The organism is Rhodococcus sp. NPDC003383 (assembly GCF_053589115.1).
The window spans coordinates 13,528-33,052 of record NZ_JBSFRG010000009.1 but is presented as its reverse complement, the minus strand read 5'-3'; the positions used below and the strand labels follow the sequence as shown (position 1 = coordinate 33,052).

Sequence of the window (19,525 nt, the reverse complement as noted above, 5' to 3'; positions counted from 1 at the left end):
TCGTTGATTTCTAATGGGTTTGGGTACGTGCGAGGTCCGTGGAGATCGCAGCGGCGGTCGCGACGACCGCGGGGACCAGTTCGCCGCGAACCGTGTCGAGCGTGTAGCGGGCGGCGTGAGTGGAGATGTTCACGGCGGCGACCACCGTGCCCGAGGCGTCCCGGATCGGTGCGGCCAGCGACCGCAGCCCTTCCTCGAGTTCCTGGTCGACGATGCAGAAGCCGTCGCGGCGGATGGTGTCGAGCTCGGCGCGCAGCTGGTCCGGGGTCACCACGGTTCGTCCGGTCAGCGGCCGCAGGTCGGCGCGGTCGAGATAGGCGTCGAGGTCCTCGGGGGACAGGCCCGCGAGCAACACGCGACCCATCGACGTCGCGTGCGCCGGAAAGCGGGTGCCGAGCGTGATGGACACGGTCATGATCCGGCTGACCGGCACCCGCGCGACGTACACGATGTCGTCGCCGTCGAGCACCGACACCGACGTCGATTCGTGCACCGAAGCGGCGAGCGCTTCGAGGTGCGGCCGCGCGACGTCGGGCAGCGTCAGGCTGGACAGGTAGCTGTAGCCGAGCTCGAGCACCCGCGGGGTCAGCCAGAACAGCGACCCGTCCGTCCGGACGTAGCCGAGCTCGACGAGGGTCAGCAGGAACCGGCGGGCGGTCGCGCGGGTCAGGCCGGTGGCCTTGGCGACGTCGCTGAGGGTGCGCCGCGGGTGCGTCGCGTCGAACGCCTTGACGACGGCCAGCCCGCGGGCCAGCGACTGCACGAAGTCGGGTGAGGCCGCGGGAGTGTCGTCGGGTGACGGGTTCTGCTGCGGCGCGGTGGCGGCGTCGATTTCGCTCATGGTCCGGAAATCCCCCTCGGTGTCGGTGTGCCCGAATACTTCCACGTGTCCGCGGGTGTGTTCAGCGACCGTCCGGGGTGCGGGCGATGTGCGCGAGCACCAGTTCCGTGATCCGTTCGGCCTGTTCGACATTCGCGAGGTGCGCGCCCGGGTCGACGACGTGGAAGGTGGCGTCCGCGATGCCGTCGGCGAGTGCCCGCATGGTGGCGGGCGGTGTCGCGGGGTCCTGCTCGCCGGCGACGACCAGGGTGGGTGCGGTGATGCGCGCGAGGTCGTCGCGGCCGTCCCAGCCCGCGAGTGCTTCGCAGCACGCGGCGTAGCCCTCGTCGGTCGTCGACTTCACCATGTCGACGTGCCGGGCGACGAGTACCGGGTCGCGGTCGCGCAGGCCGGGGGTGAACCAGCGGTCGACGATCGATTCGGCGATGGAGGCCAGACCCGCGGTGCGCACGGTCGCGGCCCGCTCGTGCCACGGTCCGGGCGGGGCGAACGCGGCCGAGGTGCACAGCAGGGTGAGGGTGCGCACGCGCTCCGGGTGGTGCGCGGCGAGCCACTGTCCGACGGCCCCGCCCAGGGACAGCCCGACGAAGTGCACGGAGTCCAGGCCGAGGTCGTCGAGCAGCGCCAGGATGTCGCCGCCGAGGTCGTCGAGGGTGTAGGGGCCTTGGGGCGCAGGGGATTTCCCGTGTCCGCGATGGTCGACGGCAACGACGTGCGCGACGGCCGACAGGGCCTCGATCTGGGGTGCCCACATCGACAGGTCGGATCCGAGCGAGCCGAGGAGCACCACGGGTGCGGCGGCAGGGTCGCCGTGCCGTTCGTGATTGAGCGTGACGGTCATGTCCCCCAGCATAGCCCTTGTTCGCGATACGTACGAGGGTTCACATTGCGTACGGAACGCGCTACTCTTGGGTCATGGACAAAGTCGTTGCCACCGCCGCCGAGGCCGTAGCCGACATCCCGGACGGCGCCACGATCGCTGTCGGCGGATTCGGCCTGGTCGGCGTCCCCGAAATCCTCATCGATGCCCTCCTCGAGCAGGGCGCCACCAACCTCGAGACGGTCAGCAACAACTGCGGAACCGACGGTTTCGGTCTCGGGGTGCTCCTGGAGAAGGGCCGCATCCGCCGCACCATCTCCTCCTACGTCGGTTCCAACAAGGAATTCGCGCGCCAGTACCTCGCCGGTGAACTCGAGGTCGAACTGACCCCGCAGGGCACCCTCGCCGAGCGCATGCGCGCCGGCGGCGCGGGCATCCCGGCGTTCTTCACCCCTGCCGGTGTCGGCACGCAGGTCGAAGAGGGCGGACTGCCGCTGCGTTACGACGGCAACGGCGGCATCGCGGTCGCGTCCCCGCCGAAGGAGACCCGCGAGTTCGACGGCGTCACCTACGTGATGGAACGCGGCATCGTCGCCGACTTCGCCCTCGTCCACGCGTGGAAGGGCGACCGCCACGGCAACCTCGTCTACCGGCAGAGCGCCCGCAACTTCAACCCTCCGGCCGCGACCTCGGGCCGCATCACCATCGCCCAGGTCGAATACCTCGTCGAACCCGGCGAGCTGGATCCCAACGAGATCCACACCCCCGGCATCCACGTGCAGCGCGTCGTGCCGGTCGGCCCGGTCACCGTCGGCATCGAGAACAGGACGGTCCGTTCATGACCCAGGCAGCCACCCGGAAACTGACCCGCGAGGAAATGGCCGCGCGCGTCGCACAGGAACTGTCCGACGGGCAGTACGTCAACCTCGGCATCGGTATGCCCACGCTGGTCCCGAACTACCTGGACCCGGGCATCGAGGTCGTTCTGCACTCGGAGAACGGTGTGCTCGGTGTCGGCCCGTACCCGTACGAGGACGAGATCGACCCCGAACTCATCAACGCCGGCAAGGAACTCATCACCGTCGTGCCCGGCGCATCGTTCTTCGACTCGTCGCAGTCCTTCGGGATGATCCGCGGTGGCCAGATCGACGTGGCCGTCCTCGGTGCGATGCAGGTCAGCGCAAAGGGTGACATCGCGAACTGGATGATCCCCGGTGCCATGGTCAAGGGCATGGGCGGCGCGATGGACCTCGTGCACGGCGCGCGGCGCGTGATCGTGATGATGGAACACGTCACGAAGAAGGGTGAGCCGAAGATCTTCGAGGAATGCACGCTGCCGCTCACCGGCAAGCGCTGCGTCCAGCGGATCATCACCGACATGGCCGTCATCGACGTCACCGACGAGGGGTTGAAGCTCGTCGAGACGGCCCCCGGTGTGAGTGTCGACGAGGTCGTCGCCGCGACCGCCGCGACGCTGATCGTCTGACGCTCGACCACGTCGTCCGCCGGCCTGCAGGGGGGTCGGCGGACGACGTGTTTTCCGCGGCGGGCACCCGCCCGGGTAACTTCCCGCCCAGTAGGACATTCCGTCCCGCGAGCCGTCGGCTGCGCCTACCGTGATCAACCGTTCAGGGAACGGTCTTCGGGAGGCAGCGTGGTGGATTGGGCGGAAGAATGCGACGTGCTCGTCGTCGGGTCGGGAGCAGGTGGGTGCTGCGGCGCGTACACCGCCGCCCGTGAGGGCCTGTCGGTGATCCTCGTCGAAGCATCGGAGCAGTTCGGCGGCACCACCTCCTACTCCGGTGGCGGCGGCATGTGGTTCCCGACGAACGCGGTGCTGCGCCGCGCCGGCGACGAGGACACGATCGAGGACGCCCTCACCTACTTCCACGCGGTGGTCGGCGACCGCACGCCCCGCGAACTGCAGGATGCGTTCGTCACCGGAGGTGCCTCGCTCATCGACTATCTCGAAATCGACGCGGACCTGGAATTCCAGGTCCTGCCGTGGCCCGACTACTTCGGCAAGGCGCCCAAGGCCAGCGCGACGGGCCGGCACATCATTCCGTCGCCGTTGTCCGCGAAGGGGATCGAGGATCTCAACGAGTCCATCCGCGGTCCCCTCGGCCGCGAACGCAACGGCGAACCCCTGCCCGGTCACCTCATCGGCGGTCGCGCACTGGTCGGACGATTCCTGGTGGCGCTGAAGAAGTTCCCCGACGTCAGCACCCATCTGAACACGCCGCTGGTCGATCTCGTCGTCGAGGACGGCGTGGTCGTCGGAGGCATCGTCGAACACGACGGCGAGCGTCGCGCGATCCGTGCCCGCCGCGGTGTCGTGCTCGCGGCCGGTGGGTTCGAGCAGAACGACGCCATGCGCGCCGAGTACGGCGTGCCCGGCGAGGCGCGGGATTCGATGGGGCCGTGGTCGAATCTCGGTAAGGCACACCAGGCGGGCATCGCCGCCGGCGCCGACGTCGATCTCATGGGCGAGGCCTGGTGGTCGCCCGGTATGACCCACCCGGACGGGCGCTCCGCGTTCGCGCTGTGGTTCACGGGCGGCATCTTCGTCAACCAGGGCGGCAAGCGTTTCGTCAACGAGTCGGCGCCCTACGACCGACTCGGCCGCGATGTCATCGCGCAGATGGACGCCGGTTCGCTGACCCTGCCGTTCTGGATGATCTACGACGACAAGGACGGCGGTGTTCCGCCCGTCCAGGCGACGAACGTGCCGATGGTCGAACCCGAGAAGTACATCGCGGCCGGCCTGTGGAAGACGGGGGAGACCCTCGAGGAACTCGCCGAACAGATCGGGGTCCCCGCCGACGCACTGGTCGCGACCGTCGCCCGCTACAACGAGATGGCCGCCGAGGGCGTCGACGAGGACTTCGGCCGCGGCGACGAACCGTACGACCGCGCGTTTTCCGGCGGGCAGTCCCCGATGGTCCCGATCGAGAAGGGCCCGTTCCACGCGGCGGCGTTCGGGATCTCCGATCTGGGCACCAAGGGCGGGTTGCGCACCGATACGTCGGCGCGGGTCCTGACCCCCGCGGGTGAACCGATTCCCGGCCTGTACGCGGCGGGCAACACGATGGCCGCGGTCAGCGGCACGGTGTACCCGGGCGGCGGCAACCCCATCGGCGCGAGCATGCTGTTCGCGCACGTGGCGGTACGGGACATGGCGAAGCGCTAGGCGGCTTCGCCGCCCGTGTGCCTTTGTGGCGGTGGGAGCCGCCACAAAGGCACACGGGCGCCGCAGGCGCACTACTCATCCGGCGGTTCGGCTTCGTCGGTGTCGGTGTCGGTGTCGGTGTCGCCTGGTTGGTCGATGTCACCCGGCTCGACGACCAGTTCGTAACGGTGACCGTATGTTTCGACGAGGGCCTGCAGCACCGCCACGACCGGGACGGACACCAGCGCACCCATCGCGCCGAACAACGACGCTCCGACGATCACCGAACCGAACGCGACCGCCGGGTGGATCGAGACGGTCTTCGACGTGATGCGCGGGTGCAGCACGTAGTTCTCGACCTGCTGATAGCCGGTTCCGAACAGCACCACCCACAGCCCGTCGATGGGCTGGTTGGCGGCGGCGATGATCGCGGGCAGGGCGATCGCGAGATACGTGCCCAGGGTCGGGACGAACTGCGACACGATGCCCGTCCACAGCGCAAGCGGCAGCCAGTAGGGCACACCGATGATCATCAGGAAGATGCCGGTACCGATGGCACTGATGGCTCCGAGGATCAGCCGGGAGACGACGTATCCGCCGGCCTTCTCGACGGACGTTTCCCACACCGTCGCGATGATCTTCTGCTGCCGGGCGGGGAACCAGCTCGAGATGGTGCGCCGCAGGGCGGGACCCTCCGCCGACATGTAGAACACGAACAGCAGCATCGTCAGGGCCTGGAACACCACGCTCACCACCGAGGACACCACGCCGAGCACCCCGGGCGTGAACCGCTGCACGAGATCCCTGATGGTCTCCGGCGTCAGCTTGATCAGTTCGTCGCCGGTCGAGAAGTTCGTGTCGAACGTGCGGTTGGACCACTCGGTGACCGTGGTGATGGCATCGGGCAGCGCTTTGAGCAACTGACCGAGCTGTTCGACGAGCAGCGTCCCGAACAGCGCGACGAACCCGATCAGAAACGCCAGCAGGCCGAACAGCACCAGACCGGTCGCGGCGCCGCGGCGCATCCCGAACCGCTCCAGCCAGTCGACGACCGGCTCGAGGGTGATGCTGAGCAACCACGCCAGAAACAGCAGTCCGAGGAAGTCGCGGAGGTTGAAGAACAGCCAGCCCGAGAGTTGGTAGGCGGCGACGGCGAGCAGGACGTAGAAGACGGCGGGCCGCAGCCAGCGGGGTGTGGTGCGCTGCCGGGGCGGGTCGCTCGGATGGTCCTCGCTCATCGCACCCTCCCGGTTGTCTGCCTGACGGGTCAAGGCGGAATCTACTCCGGGAAAAACAAAACCGGCCCGGACTCGTGAGAGTCCGGGCCGGTGGTGGTAGCGGGGACAGGATTTGAACCTGCGACCTCTGGGTTATGAGCCCAGCGAGCTACCGAGCTGCTCCACCCCGCGTTGCACGAACAACACTACACCACCGGCGGGGGTGCTCCGTTCAGGGGGTTCGACAGGCTCTCGGCGTAGTAACCGCGGATGTGGTCGCCGATGCGCTGCCGGGCCGCCTCCACGTCCCCGGCCCGCACCGCCGCGACGAGGCCGTGATGTTCGTGGCGCAGGCGGCTGCAGGTCTCCGGCCAGGTGGTGAGGGGTGCTCCGGCGAGCACGTAGCTCTCGATCGATTCGCGCAGCGCGGCCATCATCGACGCGATGACCAGGTTGCCGGCGGCGTCGGCCAGGGCGATGTGGAACCGGGAGTCGAGGACGAGGAACTCGTGCGCGGACAGCTCGGGAGAGTCCATCGCGGTGAGCAACTCCTCGGCGTGGGACAGGTCCGGGACCGGGCGTGTCCCGGCGAGGGTCTGCACGACCTCGGTCTCGAGGACCAGCCGGGTCTGCACGACGTCGCGGACGGGAAAGTTCTGGGCCGCGACCTGCATGCGCATGAGCATCGACATTCCGCCCACCGGCCGGGAGACGATCATCGCCCCGGCGTTGGGACCCGACCCGGTGTGCGCGGTGAGGAGGCCGAGCGCCTCCATCACCCGCAGCGCCTCACGCACCGACGACCGGCCCACGCCGAGTTCGGCCGCGAGGATGCGCTCACCCGGGAGCCGCTGCCCCGGCGCGAGTTCACCGGAGATCAGCTTCTCCTCGAGGCGGGCGAGTACCTGCTCCCAGGCGCGGGGTGCGGACGGCGACGACATGTCAGCAGAGCCTAGGCCGCCTCTTTCTCGTGCGTGGCTCCCGAACGTGGGTTAGTGTGGTCAGACCACACAGATTCGATGCGGAGATCCACCATGCGAGTCGCGTTGTTCGCCACCTGCCTCGGCGACACCCTGTTCCCCGGCGCGGTCAAGGCCACCGCCCTGCTCCTGGCGAGGCTCGGCCACGACGTCGTGTTCCCGCCCGGCCAGACCTGCTGCGGGCAGATGCACGTCAACACCGGATACCAACCCGACGCACTGCCCCTCGTCCGCAACTACGCCGACACCTTCGGCGACCCCTCCATCGACGCGGTCGTCGTCCCGTCCGGATCGTGCGCCGGATCCGTCCGTCACCAGCACGAGATCGTCGCCGGCCGCTACGGCGACGCCGCGCTGCGCGGGAAGGTCGACACGGTCAAGGCCAAGACGTACGAACTGTCCGAGTTCCTCGTCGACGTCCTCGGCGTCACCGACGTCGGCGCCCGCTACCCGCATCGCGTCACCTACCACCCGACCTGCCATTCCCTGCGCATGCTGCGGGTCGGCGACAAACCGCTGCAGTTGCTGCGCAACGTCCGCGACATCGACCTCGTCGAACTCCCCGAAGCGGACTCGTGCTGCGGCTTCGGCGGCACGTTCGCCATCAAGAACGCCGAAACGTCCACCGCCATGCTGTCCGACAAGCTCCGCAACATCGCCGCCACCGGCGCCGAATACTGCACGGCCGGCGACTCGTCGTGCCTGATGCACATCGGGGGCGGCATGTCGCGCCTGAAAACCGGCGGCCGCACCGTGCACCTCGCCGAGATCCTCGCCTCCGCCGACGCCCCGGTGGTGACCGCATGAGCATCACCGCGCTCGGCACGCCCACCGTCCCGCCGCGCGGCTCGGGAAACCTGCGCGGCGTCGAAAAGTTCCCGGACGCAGCACATCACGAACTCGCCGACAGTCAGCTGCGGCGCAACATCGGCAAGGCCACTCACACCATCCGCGCCAAGCGGCTCCGCGTGACCGGGGAGGTCCCCGACTGGGAGGCACTGCGCGACGCCGGTGCCGCCGTCAAGAAGGACGTGCTGGCGCGCCTGCCCGAACTGCTCGAACAGCTCGAAGCCGCCGTCACCGAACGGGGTGGCGTCGTGCACTGGGCCGCCGACGCCGACGAGGCCAACGCCCTCGTCGCACAACTGGTGCGCGACACCGGATCCGGCGAGGTCGTCAAGGTCAAATCCATGGCCACCCAGGAGATCGGCCTCAACGAGTATCTCGAAGCCCAGGGCATCGTCGCGCACGAGACGGACCTGGCCGAACTCATCGTCCAGCTCGGCCACGACAAGCCGTCGCACATCCTCGTCCCGGCCATCCACCGCAACCGCTCCGAGATCCGTGAGATCTTCCTGCGCGAAATGCCGGGCGTCGACCCGGATCTCGACGACAACCCCGCGCACCTCGCGGAGGCGGCCCGAAAGTTCCTGCGCCACAAGTTCATGACCGTCCCGGTCGCGGTATCGGGCGCGAACTTCGGGATCGCCGAGACCGGCACCCTCGCGGTCGTCGAATCCGAGGGCAACGGCCGGATGTGCCTGACGCTGCCGCAGACCCTCATCACCGTCATGGGCATCGAGAAGCTGCTCCCCACCTACCGCGACCTCGAGGTGTTCCTCCAGTTGCTGCCGCGGTCGTCGACGGGGGAGCGGATGAACCCGTACACGTCGATGTGGACGGGTGTCACCCCGGGTGACGGACCGCAGGCGTTCCACCTGATCCTGCTCGACAACGGCCGCACCGCCGCGCTCGCCGATTCGGTGGGACGCGAAGCGCTGCACTGCATCCGGTGCTCCGCGTGCCTCAACGTGTGCCCGGTCTACGAACGCACCGGCGGCCACGCCTACGGCTCGACCTATCCGGGTCCGATCGGAGCGGTGCTCACCCCGCAACTCGCGGGCATGAACGAACCCGGCGACCCGAACGCGACGCTGCCGTTCGCGTCGAGCCTGTGCGGCGCGTGCTTCGACGCCTGCCCCGTCAAGATCGACATCCCGTCGCTGCTCGTCGAACTGCGGCACCAGAAGGTCGAACAGGCGGGACTCACCGTCGAAGCCGCGGCGATGAAGGCGGCGTCGCTGGCGATGTCGTCCTCGCGGCGGTGGACCGCGGCGCAGAAGGCCGGCGGTATCGGCGGCCGGATCGTCGCGGGGAAGAAGGGCGCGATCTCGGCGCTGCCCGGCCCGCTCGGCGGCTGGACCGCGGCCCGCGACATCCCGGCACCGCCGAAGCAGACGTTCCGGCAGTGGTGGGATTCCGACGAAGGTCGCGCGGCGATGGCCGCAGCGCGGAAGGAAGGGGGCGAACGATGAGCGCCCGCGAGACGGTGCTCGGCCGCATCCGCGACGCCCTGGCGCTCGCGCCGTCCGCGCCCACGGAGATCCCCCGCGCCTACCGCACCGGCCGAACCCTGCCGGACGACGAACGCTACGAACTGTTCGCCGACCGGTTGCTCGATTACAAGGCCCACGTGCACCGCTGCACCGCAGCCGAACTACCGACGGTCCTCGCGCGGGTGCTCGCCGACGGGAAGGTCGCGCGGGTGGGTGTGCCCGCCGGTCTCGACGACTCGTGGCTCGCCGCGTTCGACGGGGAGATCGTCGTGGACTCGGCCGACGTGCCGGCGCCGGAGCTCGAAGCGCTCGACGGGGTCGTCACCGCGTCGGCGGTGTCGTGCGCCGAGACGGGCACCATCTTCCTCGACGGCAGCGCCGACCAGGGTCGCCGGGCCCTGACACTCGTGCCGGATCTGCACGTGTGCGTCGTGCCGCTCCACACCGTCGAGGTCGGGGTGCCCGAAGCTCTGGCCCGGCTCGTGCCGGAGCGGCCCACCACCCTGATCAGCGGTCCCTCCGCGACCTCGGACATCGAACTCGAACGCGTCGAGGGGGTGCACGGTCCGCGCAACCTCGAGGTCGTGATCGTCGGCTGAGCGGCAAGATCGACTCACAGGCGATTGCCAGCTTCCTTCCAGCTTCCCGGAAACGTCGTCGGGTGTACTCGGAGCGTTCACCCGTTCGCCACCGATCAGCCGGGAGCTGCCGCCGCCATGAGCCTCATCGATCGATTCCGGAAGCGATCCTCGTCGGATGATCCAACCGAATCGGTCGAGGACGTTCCGGCCGGTCCCGTCGGCTATCAGCAGACGGCGAGCAAGCTGCACGCCTTCAACCGGTACGAGATCAAGTACCTCGTCGACGAGATGAAGGTCCCGGAGCTGCGGGCCGAGCTCGCCGCCCGCATGGACGCCGATCCGTTCTCGCCGCACGGCGGATATCCGGTGACGTCGCTGTACTACGACACCGCGGATCTGCGCTTCTACTGGGAGAAGATCGAGGGCCTGAAGTTCCGGCGCAAGCTCCGGATGCGGCTGTACGGCAATCCGGCGGACTGCACCGACGACACCTCGGTGCAGATCGAGATCAAGCAGCGCGTCAACCGCGTGACCCAGAAGCGGCGGATCGCGCTGCCCTACGGGCAGGCGCGGCGGTGGCTGGACGGCCGCGAGGAGATCGAGTGCGATCCGTCGCAGCGACCGTTCGTGAACGAGGTGACCACCCTGATCGGCAATCTCGATCTGCGGCCGGTTGTCACGACCGGCTACCTGCGGGAGGCGTTCGTCGGCCGCGAAGCCGATCTGGGCCTGCGGGTGACGATCGATCACAAGGTGCACGGCCGCGACCGCGACTTCCATTTCGCATCCGGCGCCGAGAACCGCTTCATCATCCCGCCGAAGCTGGCGATCGTGGAACTCAAGGCGAACGAACGGGTTCCGTACTGGGCGACGGATCTGACCGCGCGACTGAACATGTCGGTCATCCGGATCTCGAAGTACTGCCAGTCGGTGCAGGCGTTCGGGTTGGCACCGCGCTCGATCACCGGCGCACCCGAACCGATCCTGCCCGAAGGGTTCGACGAGCCCGTCCCGCCGGATCTCTTCGGCGAACCCGCTCCGGTCGTGGGTTAGCCACGCACGCAGCACTTTTCATAGATTTCCAACCATTCGGACACCAGGACAACCATGAATTTCGATCTTCAGGACCTCAGCGGGACGTTTTCGACATTCGACATCATCGTGTCGCTGTCATTGTCGTTCGTGCTGTCCGCCGTCATCGGCTGGGTCTACCGATACACGCACAAGAACGTCTCCTACAGCCAGTCCTACGTGCAGACCCTCGTGATGGTCGGCATGATCATCTCGCTGATCATGCTCGTGGTCGGCTCCAACATCGCCCGGGCGTTCGCGCTCGTCGGCGCGCTGTCGGTCGTGCGATTCCGCAACGCCATCAAAGAAACTCGTGACGTCGGGTTCATCTTCCTGGTGATGGCGATCGGCATGACCACCGGCACCCGCTTCTACATCCTCGCGGTGGCCGCGACCGTCGCGATCTGCCTCGTGCTGCTGATCATGAACAAGTTCAACTGGTTCAAGCTCGACGTGCAGCGTCAGGTCGTGAAGGTGCAGGTGCCGCCGGAGCCGGGGTTCGACGCGTTCGTCGAAGACGTCCTCATCGAGTTCTGCACGGAATTCGAGCTGGTCTCCACCGAATCCGTCCGTGCGGGAGCACTCAACGAGCTGTACTACACGGCGCAGTTGCGCAAGGGTAAGAAGGCGTCCGAGCTGATCGCGGCACTGAGCGCGGTCAACACCGGCCAGCGCGTCACCGTCCTGACCGGATACGACCAGACGGACATCTGATGAGCGGGACGAACACCGCCGGCGAGCCCCGACCGCGGCGTCGGCTCAAGCATCGGATCCCGACATCGCTGCGTCAGCACTGGAAGCTGCTGGTGGTGTTCGTCGCGTTCGTCACGATCATGGCGACCGCGTTCGGCAGTGCCCGGATCCGTCCCTACATCGTCGGGGACACAACGGTTATCGCCTCGGAGATCACCGAGAACATCGCCGGAACCGTCGACCTGTTCGACAGTTCTGTGCAGCACGAGGTGTCGCTGGAGATCACCGATGCCGAATATCGGGACATGATCACCACGTTCCAGAAGACCGGCGACAAGAAGTGGGTGACCGCCGACCTCACCATCGACGGCACGTTCGTCAACGACGTGTCCGTCCGGCTCAAGGGCAACTCGACTCTGATGGGCGTGCGCGGCGACGACGCCAGGCCCGGTGGTTCGGGCTTCCGGCCCCCGGAAGGTATGGAACTACCGGAAGGATTCGAATTCCCCGAGGGTTTCGATCCCGGACGGATGGGCCCCGTGATGTCGTCGGCGTCGGAGGACGATCCGACGTCGCTGCCCCTGCTCATCAGCTTCGACGAGAACGCCTCGGGCCGTGCCTATCAGGGCATGACCGAGTTGTCGGTGCGGCCGGGCACGCCGGTGCTGAACGAGGCGATGGCGTTGTCGCTCACCGCGGAGACCGGCCAGCCGACGCAGCGGTACGCGTACACGGTGTACTCGATCAACGACAGTGCCACCACGACACGGCTGTTGCTCGAGCATCCCGACGACGGTTACGCCAACTCGCTGTTCGACGGCGACGGCTATCTGTACAAGGCCGATGCCAGTTCACGTTTCGAGTACGTCGACGACGACCAGTCGTCCTACGCCGATCAGTTCAAGCAGATCAACGCGGTCGGCAGCGGCAACCTGCAGCCGATCGTGAACTTCCTGAAGTGGATGGACACGGCGAGCGACGAGGAGTTCGACGCGCACCTCGGAGACTGGGTCGACGTCGAATCCTTCGCCCGCTACGTCGCGACGCAGAACCTCCTCGTCAACGGCGACGACATGGCCGGCCCGGGCCAGAACTACTACCTCTGGTACGACCTGGGCACCGAGAAGCTCGCCGTCGTCTCGTGGGATCTGAACCTGGCGATGCAGGGCGGTACGAGTGCCGGACCGCGCGACTCGGTCGGCATGATGGGACCGGGTGGGCCGGGTGGTGGCATGCCGCCGGGCATGAACGGCACGGGCGCAGCACCCGGTGAGGGCACGCCGCAGGCCGGGGGCACGGCGCCGGAGGGCATGACGCCTCCGGAGGGGATGACACCACCCGAGGGCATGACACCTCCCGCAGGAGTGACCCCGCCGCAGGGTGGCGGTGGGATGCCTCAGGGAACGCCGAACGGAGTGCCGGCCTTCCCCGGCGGGCCGGAAGGCGGACCTCCGGGCATGTCGATGGGCAATCCGCTGAAGACCCGCTTCCTCGAGTCGGACGCGTTCACGGCCGTGTACGAGAGCGCGTACTGGGATCTGTTCGAGCAGATCTACGGCAGCGGACGCGCGACTGCATTGCTGGACGAGATCGCCGAGACCGTCCCGGTCACCGACGGTCTCACGCAGGAAACCCTGCAGGCGAGCATCGATTCGATGCGCACGTGGATCGACCAGCGAACCGAGGCTCTGGCAGCCCTGCGCGATCGGTGAGCGATCCGGGAAGCGACGGTGCGGCGGCGCGGTGTTCACACACCGTGCCGCCGCTTCCGTATCACCCCTTCTTCGGAATCACTGGTCCTTCAACTGCCATTCGGCGAGGTCGATGGCCGTGGCGATCGCCTCGGTGAGCACGGCCAGTCGTTCGTCGGGTCCCGGCGCGGCGAGCAGGGCGTGTCTGTCGGCCTCGCCCATCGGCACCCACCGCGACAGCGCGTAGAGCCGGGCACCCGGGTCGTCGGGCAGGTCGTCCGCGCGCGGTGGGTTCACGCCGTTCTCGACGAGCCGGTCGAGTAGTCCGTACAGCTTCCCGAACAGCCCGGTCAGCCCGGACAGGTCCGTGCCCTCGGACGGGGCGTCGGGCCACGGTTCGACCTCGGCGCGCGGATACGGATCGTCCGGCAGCCACTGCAGGATCCGGATGCGTTCCTCGGCGATGCATTCGAGCCGGTGGTGGCCGCCGCCGAGTTCGGTGTCGACGACGATCCGCGCGACCGTCCCGACGTCGTGCCGCACGTCGCCGCCACCGACCTCGTGTCCGCGCGCGATGAGCACGACACCGAAGCGCGGTCCGTCGGGTGCGGCCATGCAGTCGTGGACCAGCTGCTGGTAGCGGGGTTCGAACACCCGCAACGGCAGGTGATCGCCCGGCAGCAGCGCTGTTCCCAGCGGGAACATCGGCAGGATCGGCATCACCGCATCATGGCATCCGCAGGCGCGGTACGGGCGGTTCGGGGATCGGATCGCCGCGCTCGATCTCGGCGAGCAGGTGGTCCGCCCACGCGGACAGGCCGTCGATGTCGAGGCCGTGCGGCGGTGCGTCCTCGTAGTGCCGCACCCGGGCCTGCCCCTGCCGGAGCAGTGACGCGGCACCGGACGGATTGCCGCGCAGCAGGTGGGTGAGCCCGACCGCGAGCTGCGCGAGTCCCTGCCACAGGGTGCGTTCCTCGACCGGCGCCGATTTCCACGATCCTTCGAACACCTCGTGTGCGTGGAAGGGGTATCCGTGGTCGAACAGCCGCTGGGCCTCGGTGATGGCCTCGTTGGGTGACAGGTCGAGGTCTTCGGGGATGGGTTCGACGCCCTCCTCGCCATAGGGGAGCGGACGGCCCAGCGCGTCGCGGGGGCGGGCGTTCTTCGGCTTGCCGTCGGGGTCCCGATCACGCTCGGTCATGCCGTCGAGACTACTCCCGGACAACCGCACTCCGTTGCAACATCCGCGCGCGGGTGGTGAGATCCGCGCGCCGGAGGAGCTCGGCGGTTGTCCAGTGGCCGTGCGGATTTCGCGATTCAGTGCACGGCGCCGACGAGTCGCAGCGCGAGATCGGCGTAGAGCGCGCCGATGGTTTCGGGGTCCTGGTAGCGGCCCGACGGATACCAGCGGCAGATGTCGACGCACAGCGACATCAGGGCGAGGGTGACGCCCTCGGCGTCGGGCACGGTGAACTCGCCGGAGGCCAGGCCGGCGTCGACGACGTCGCGGACCACCTGCGTCGTCCGTCGTCGCAGTCCGGTGATGACGCGGTAGTGCTCCGGCGTGAGAGCGGTGAGTTCGTACTGGACGACGCGGGCACGGCTGTGGTTCTCGGCCTGCCATTCCGCGAAGCGCCGGATGATCGTGGCGAGACGTTCGGTGGCGTCGGCGCCGGGGATGTCGGCGTCCTGCACGACCCGCAACGCCAGGTCGTGTCCCTCGTAGCCGATCGCGTAGAGCAGTTCTTCCTTGGACTTGTAGTGCGGATACATCGCGGCCGGGCTCATGTCGAGGCGCGCGGCGATCTGGCGGGTGGTGGTGCCGCCGTACCCGTTCTCGGCGAATACCTCGACGGCGGCTTCCCGCAGGCGGGCCGCCGCCTTGGATCCGCTGATCACGTCGTCTCTCGATGTGGCCACTGTGCTCTCCCTGTGTTCCCGGCAGTTGACAACTTGCCGCATCGGGTCCACTATAAGCAAACGCTTAGATTATAAGCGCGTGCTTAGATTAGGAGCGGTTGAATGCGACGCACCCTGTACGGTCCCGATCACGAGGCGTTCCGCGAGTCGGCTCGCGAGTTCGTGAACCGGTTCGTGCTGCCCCGTGCCGAGGAACTCATCGAACGTCACGAGATCCCCCGCGACATCTGGATCGAAGCGGGCAAGGCGGGCTTCCTGGGGCTCGAGATCCCCGAGCGGTTCGGTGGCATGGAAGCGAACGACTACCGCTTCAACGCGATCGTCGCCGAGGAGTTCGCCCGGGCGAACATGGCGCTGTCGTCGTCGATCGGCATCCACTCCGACATCACCGTGCCGTACATCGTCCACCTCGGTAACGAGGAGCAGCGCGAGCGCTGGCTGCCGCGTTGCGCCACCGGTGAGCTCATCTGCGCGATCGGCATGACCGAGCCGTCCGGTGGTTCGGACCTCGCCAACCTCAAGACCACCGCGGTCCGCGACGGCGACGACTGGATCCTCAACGGCGCGAAGACCTTCATCACCAACGGCTACAACTGCGACCTGGTTGTCGTCGCGGCCCGCACCGATCCGTCGAAGGGCGCCAAGGGCATTTCGCTGCTCGTCGTCGAGCGCGGCATGGAGGGCTTCGAGAACGGCCGCAAGCTCGACAAGGTCGGCCAGCCCGAGGCCGACACCGCCGAACTGTTCTTCAAGGACGTCCGCGTCCCGGGCAAGAATCTCCTCGGTGAAGAGGGCATGGGCTTCATCTCGATGATGAAGCTGCTCCCGCAGGAGCGTCTCGGCTCCGCCATCAACAACGTGCACCACGCCAAGCACATCCTGCTCGAGACCATCGAGTACGCCAAGGAGCGCAAGGCGTTCGGCCAGGCCATCGGCACCATGCAGTACAACAAGTTCCTGCTCGCCGAGCTCGTCACCAAGATCGAGGTCGCCGAGGCCTACGTCGACCAGGCCGTCGAGGCCCACGCCGACGGTGAGCTCAGCGCTGTCGACGCAGCCAAGGCCAAGTGGTGGACGGCGCAGACGCAGTCCGAGGTTCTCGACGCCTGCGTGCAGATTCACGGCGGCTACGGCTTCATGAACGAGTACCGTGTGGCCCGTGCCTGGAAGGATGCCCGCGTCACCAAGATCTGGGCCGGCACCAACGAGATCATGAAGGAACTCATCGGCCGCGACCTCGGCCTGTAGTCCCCGATACTCCACTCTTTTCGAAGGAGCTTCCGATGCCCGAAGCAGTGATCGTCTCCGCAGTACGTTCGCCCATCGGCCGCGCGATGAAGGGCTCGCTCAAGTCGTTGCGCCCCGACGACATGGCCGCCCAGATGGTCGCCGCCGCGCTGGCGAAGGTGCCCGAACTCGACCCCACCGAGATCGACGACCTTCTCCTCGGCTGCGGCCAGCCCGCCGGCCAGTCGGGTTTCAACATCGCGCGGACCGTCGCGGTGCAGCTCGGCTACGACTTCCTGCCGGGCGTGACCGTCAACCGGTACTGCTCGTCGTCGCTGCAGACCACCCGCATGGCGATGCACGCGATCAAGGCCGGCGAGGGTGACGTGTTCATCTCCGCCGGTGTCGAGTCGGTGTCGAGCTACATCACCGGCAACGCCGACGGACTGCCGAACACGAAGAACCCGCTCTACGCGGACGCCGAGGCCCGCACCGCGAAGCTCGCCGAGGGCGGCACCCCGTGGACCGATCCGCGCCGGGACGGCCTGCTCCCCGACGTCTACATCGCGATGGGCCAGACCGCCGAGAACGTCGCCTCGTACACCGGGATCTCCCGTGAGGACCAGGACCGGTGGGGCGTGCGGTCGCAGAACCGCGCGGAGGATGCCATCAAGTCCGGGTTCTTCGAGAAGGAGATCACCCCGCTGACCCTGCCCGACGGCACCGTCGTCTCCACCGACGACGGCCCGCGCGCGGGCACCACCTACGAGGCGGTCAGCCAGCTCAAGCCGGTGTTCCGCCCGGACGGCACGGTCACCGCCGGCAACGCGTGCCCGCTCAACGACGGTGCCGCGGCGCTGGTGATCATGTCGGACACCAAGGCGAAGGAGCTGGGTCTGACCCCGCTCGCCCGGATCGTCTCGACCGGCGTGTCGGGTCTGTCGCCCGAGATCATGGGCCTCGGCCCGATCGAGGCCGTGAAGAAGGCGCTGGCGCTGGCCGGTAAGTCGATCTCCGATATCGACCTGTTCGAGATCAACGAGGCGTTCGCCGTGCAGGTGCTCGGTTCGGCCCGCGAGCTGGGTATCGACGAGGACAAGCTCAACGTCTCCGGCGGTGCGATCGCGCTCGGCCACCCGTTCGGTATGACCGGTGCGCGCATCACGAACACGCTGATCAACAACCTGCAGACCCACGACAAACAGTTCGGCGTCGAGACCATGTGTGTCGGCGGCGGCCAGGGCATGGCGATGGTCCTCGAGCGTCTGAGCTGACGCCCGTATAGGCAAGGGCAATCACACCGTTAGGCCGTATGTCTGAAAAGGCATGCGGCCTAACGTTTTTCACGGCGTGTCCGATTGAAATCCACCATCTCTCCGGGCTATACAGATCCGTAGCCCCGTACTTTCCGAGGAGACAACTGTGTCCGCACTCGACAGGTTCCGCCTCGACGATCGCGTCGCGATCGTCACCGGCGCATCGTCCGGTCTCGGTGTCGCGTTCGCGCAGGCGCTGGCCGAAGCCGGCGCCGATGTGGTGCTCGCGGCTCGCCGCGCCGACCGGCTCGCGGAGACCGCCGAACTCGTCCGCGCCGCCGGCCGTCGCGCCGTCACCGTCGAAACCGACATCGCCGATCCGGACCAGGCGCAGCGCATGGTCGACACCGCCGTCGAGCAACTCGGCAAGGTCGACATCCTCGTCAACAACGCCGGTATCGGCACCGCGGTCCCCGCCACGAAGGAGACCCCGGACCAGTTCCGCCGCGTCATCGACATCAACCTCAACGGCTCCTACTGGGCCGCGCAGGCCGCCGGTCGCGTCATGCAGCCGGGCAGCTCGATCGTCAACATCTCCTCGATCCTCGGCATCACCACCGCGGGCCTGCCGCAGGCCGCGTACGCCGCGAGCAAGGCCGGGGTCATCGGCCTGACCCGCGACCTCGCGCAGCAGTGGGGTCTGCGCAAGGGCATCCGCGTCAACTCGATCGCCCCGGGCTTCTTCGCGACCGAGATGACCGACGAGTACCCGGAGGGCTACATCGAGAGCATGAAGTCGCGGATCGTCCTGGGCCGCACCGGTGACCCGGCCGAACTCGCCGCGACCCTCGTATGGCTCGTGTCCGACGCGGCCGGGTATGTGACGGGGCAGACCCTCGCGGTCGACGGCGGCCTTACCATCAACTGACCGTTCACCATCTACTGGAGGTTTCGTAGTGAGCTCGACAGTCCGCACCGCCATCGTCACCGGAGCCGCCCGCGGCATCGGTGCCGCCGTCGCCAAGCGTCTCGCCGAGGACGGCCTCCAGGTCGCCGTGCTCGATCTCGACGCCGACGCCTGCGCCGACACCGTCGCCGCCATCGAGTCCGTCGGCGGCAAGGCCCTCGCGGTCGGCGCGAACGTCGCCGACGAGCAGTCCGTCGCCGCTGCGGTGGAGAAGGTCGCCACCGAACTCGGCGAGCCGACGGTCCTGATCAACAACGCCGGCATCACCCGCGACAACCTCCTGTTCAAGATGACCGTCGAAGACTGGGACGCCGTCATGGCCGTGCACCTGCGCGGCGCGTTCCTCATGACGCGTGCCTGCCAGAAGTACATGGTGGACAACAAGTTCGGCCGCGTCGTCAACCTGTCGAGCACGTCCGCGCAGGGCAACCGCGGTCAGGTGAACTACTCCGCTGCCAAGGCCGGCATGCAGGGCTTCACCAAGACCCTCGCGATCGAGCTCGGCAAGTTCGGTGTCACCGCCAACGCGATCGCCCCGGGCTTCATCGAGACCGAGATGACCGCCGCGACCGCCGAGCGTGTCGGCGTCCCGTTCGAGGACTACAAGAAGGCCGCCGCGGCGCAGATCCCGGTCGCGCGCGTCGGCAAGCCGGAGGACATCGCCCACACCGCGTCGTTCCTCGCCTCCGAGGGTGCGGGCTTCGTGTCCGGCCAGGTCATCTACGTCGCCGGCGGTCCGAAGGACTGACTCGAGCC

At 67.9% G+C, this 19,525-nt stretch carries 19 protein-coding genes, 1 tRNA gene and 1 pseudogene; 13 read left to right on the top strand and 8 right to left on the bottom strand.

The window, feature by feature from the left end; all coding sequences use genetic code 11:
* Positions 1-10: 10 nt before the first annotated feature.
* A complete protein-coding gene (locus ACWDTS_RS10475) occupies positions 11-841 on the bottom strand; it encodes an IclR family transcriptional regulator (RefSeq protein WP_450118130.1) in 831 nt (276 codons plus the stop codon).
* Between the two features lie 82 nt (positions 842-923).
* Positions 924-1,682, bottom strand: a pseudogene (gene pcaD / locus ACWDTS_RS10470) (3-oxoadipate enol-lactonase); the annotation flags it as partial.
* 74 nt (positions 1,683-1,756) lie between these two features.
* On the opposite strand from pcaD, the gene ACWDTS_RS10465 reads away from it, so the two are divergent.
* The 3 genes from ACWDTS_RS10465 (at position 1,757) to ACWDTS_RS10455 (ending at position 4,851) form a co-directional block, all read left to right on the top strand.
* A complete protein-coding gene (locus tag ACWDTS_RS10465) occupies positions 1,757-2,503 on the top strand; it encodes a CoA transferase subunit A (RefSeq protein WP_197251941.1) in 747 nt (248 codons plus the stop codon).
* Positions 2,500-3,147, top strand: coding sequence for a CoA transferase subunit B (locus tag ACWDTS_RS10460; protein ID WP_450108804.1), 648 nt, complete (start codon positions 2,500-2,502; stop codon positions 3,145-3,147). Before ACWDTS_RS10465 ends, ACWDTS_RS10460 begins: the two co-directional genes overlap by 4 nt.
* Positions 3,148-3,315: 168 nt before the next feature.
* A complete protein-coding gene (locus ACWDTS_RS10455; protein WP_450118129.1) occupies positions 3,316-4,851 on the top strand; it encodes an FAD-binding protein in 1,536 nt (511 codons plus the stop codon).
* Between the two features lie 71 nt (positions 4,852-4,922).
* Here the strand turns inward: ACWDTS_RS10455 and ACWDTS_RS10450 are convergent, their stop codons facing one another.
* From ACWDTS_RS10450 to ACWDTS_RS10440, 3 genes are all read right to left on the bottom strand, one after another.
* Positions 4,923-6,068 (bottom strand): AI-2E family transporter, encoded by a 1,146-nt coding sequence (locus tag ACWDTS_RS10450; protein ID WP_450118128.1) that lies wholly within the window; start codon positions 6,066-6,068, stop codon positions 4,923-4,925.
* Between the two features lie 94 nt (positions 6,069-6,162).
* Positions 6,163-6,239 (bottom strand) — tRNA-Met (locus tag ACWDTS_RS10445).
* Between the two features lie 14 nt (positions 6,240-6,253).
* Positions 6,254-6,988, bottom strand: a complete 735-nt coding sequence (locus ACWDTS_RS10440; RefSeq protein WP_450118127.1) for a FadR/GntR family transcriptional regulator — start codon at positions 6,986-6,988, stop codon at positions 6,254-6,256.
* A 93-nt stretch (positions 6,989-7,081) separates the two neighbouring features.
* Here ACWDTS_RS10440 and ACWDTS_RS10435 point away from each other — a divergent pair, with 93 nt between their 5' ends.
* From ACWDTS_RS10435 to ACWDTS_RS10410, 6 genes are all read left to right on the top strand, one after another.
* Positions 7,082-7,834 carry a (Fe-S)-binding protein gene (locus tag ACWDTS_RS10435; protein WP_450118126.1) on the top strand — a complete coding sequence of 251 codons (753 nt, stop codon included), beginning with the start codon at positions 7,082-7,084 and terminating at the stop codon, positions 7,832-7,834.
* Complete coding sequence (locus ACWDTS_RS10430; RefSeq protein ID WP_450118125.1) at positions 7,831-9,342, top strand: LutB/LldF family L-lactate oxidation iron-sulfur protein; 1,512 nt, start codon at positions 7,831-7,833, stop codon at positions 9,340-9,342. The genes ACWDTS_RS10435 and ACWDTS_RS10430 overlap by 4 nt, the downstream gene beginning before the upstream one ends.
* On the top strand, positions 9,339-9,962 hold the full coding sequence (locus ACWDTS_RS10425) for a LutC/YkgG family protein (protein WP_450118124.1): 624 nt from the start codon (positions 9,339-9,341) through the stop codon (positions 9,960-9,962). The genes ACWDTS_RS10430 and ACWDTS_RS10425 overlap by 4 nt, the downstream gene beginning before the upstream one ends.
* 117 nt (positions 9,963-10,079) lie before the next feature.
* On the top strand, positions 10,080-10,997 hold the full coding sequence (locus tag ACWDTS_RS10420; protein ID WP_450118123.1) for a VTC domain-containing protein: 918 nt from the start codon (positions 10,080-10,082) through the stop codon (positions 10,995-10,997).
* Between the two features lie 54 nt (positions 10,998-11,051).
* Positions 11,052-11,729: a DUF4956 domain-containing protein gene (locus ACWDTS_RS10415; protein WP_450118122.1), complete on the top strand. Its 678-nt coding sequence runs from the start codon at positions 11,052-11,054 to the stop codon at positions 11,727-11,729.
* A complete protein-coding gene (locus tag ACWDTS_RS10410; RefSeq protein ID WP_450118121.1) occupies positions 11,729-13,420 on the top strand; it encodes a CotH kinase family protein in 1,692 nt (563 codons plus the stop codon). Before ACWDTS_RS10415 ends, ACWDTS_RS10410 begins: the two co-directional genes overlap by 1 nt.
* 78 nt (positions 13,421-13,498) lie before the next feature.
* On the opposite strand, the gene ACWDTS_RS10405 is transcribed toward ACWDTS_RS10410, so the two are convergent.
* The 3 genes from ACWDTS_RS10405 to ACWDTS_RS10395 all read right to left on the bottom strand — a co-directional run bounded on the left by ACWDTS_RS10405 (position 13,499) and on the right by ACWDTS_RS10395 (position 15,319).
* Entirely contained in the window at positions 13,499-14,119 is a 621-nt protein-coding gene (locus ACWDTS_RS10405; RefSeq protein ID WP_450118120.1) for an LON peptidase substrate-binding domain-containing protein, read from the bottom strand.
* A gap of 7 nt (positions 14,120-14,126) precedes the next feature.
* Positions 14,127-14,600, bottom strand: a complete 474-nt coding sequence (locus ACWDTS_RS10400; RefSeq protein ID WP_197252932.1) for a DUF309 domain-containing protein — start codon at positions 14,598-14,600, stop codon at positions 14,127-14,129.
* A 116-nt stretch (positions 14,601-14,716) separates the two neighbouring features.
* On the bottom strand, positions 14,717-15,319 hold the full coding sequence (locus ACWDTS_RS10395; protein ID WP_450118119.1) for a TetR/AcrR family transcriptional regulator: 603 nt from the start codon (positions 15,317-15,319) through the stop codon (positions 14,717-14,719).
* A 102-nt stretch (positions 15,320-15,421) separates the two neighbouring features.
* Here ACWDTS_RS10395 and ACWDTS_RS10390 point away from each other — a divergent pair, with 102 nt between their 5' ends.
* From ACWDTS_RS10390 to fabG, 4 genes are all read left to right on the top strand, one after another.
* Positions 15,422-16,567, top strand: coding sequence for an acyl-CoA dehydrogenase family protein (locus ACWDTS_RS10390; protein WP_197252933.1), 1,146 nt, complete (start codon positions 15,422-15,424; stop codon positions 16,565-16,567).
* A gap of 35 nt (positions 16,568-16,602) precedes the next feature.
* Positions 16,603-17,820 (top strand): acetyl-CoA C-acetyltransferase, encoded by a 1,218-nt coding sequence (locus ACWDTS_RS10385; RefSeq protein ID WP_450118118.1) that lies wholly within the window; start codon positions 16,603-16,605, stop codon positions 17,818-17,820.
* Positions 17,821-17,968: 148 nt separating this feature from the next.
* A complete protein-coding gene (locus ACWDTS_RS10380) occupies positions 17,969-18,730 on the top strand; it encodes an SDR family NAD(P)-dependent oxidoreductase (RefSeq protein ID WP_420752640.1) in 762 nt (253 codons plus the stop codon).
* 28 nt (positions 18,731-18,758) lie between these two features.
* Positions 18,759-19,517 carry a 3-oxoacyl-ACP reductase FabG gene (fabG, locus tag ACWDTS_RS10375; RefSeq protein WP_450118117.1) on the top strand — a complete coding sequence of 253 codons (759 nt, stop codon included), beginning with the start codon at positions 18,759-18,761 and terminating at the stop codon, positions 19,515-19,517.
* Positions 19,518-19,525: the final 8 nt, after the last annotated feature.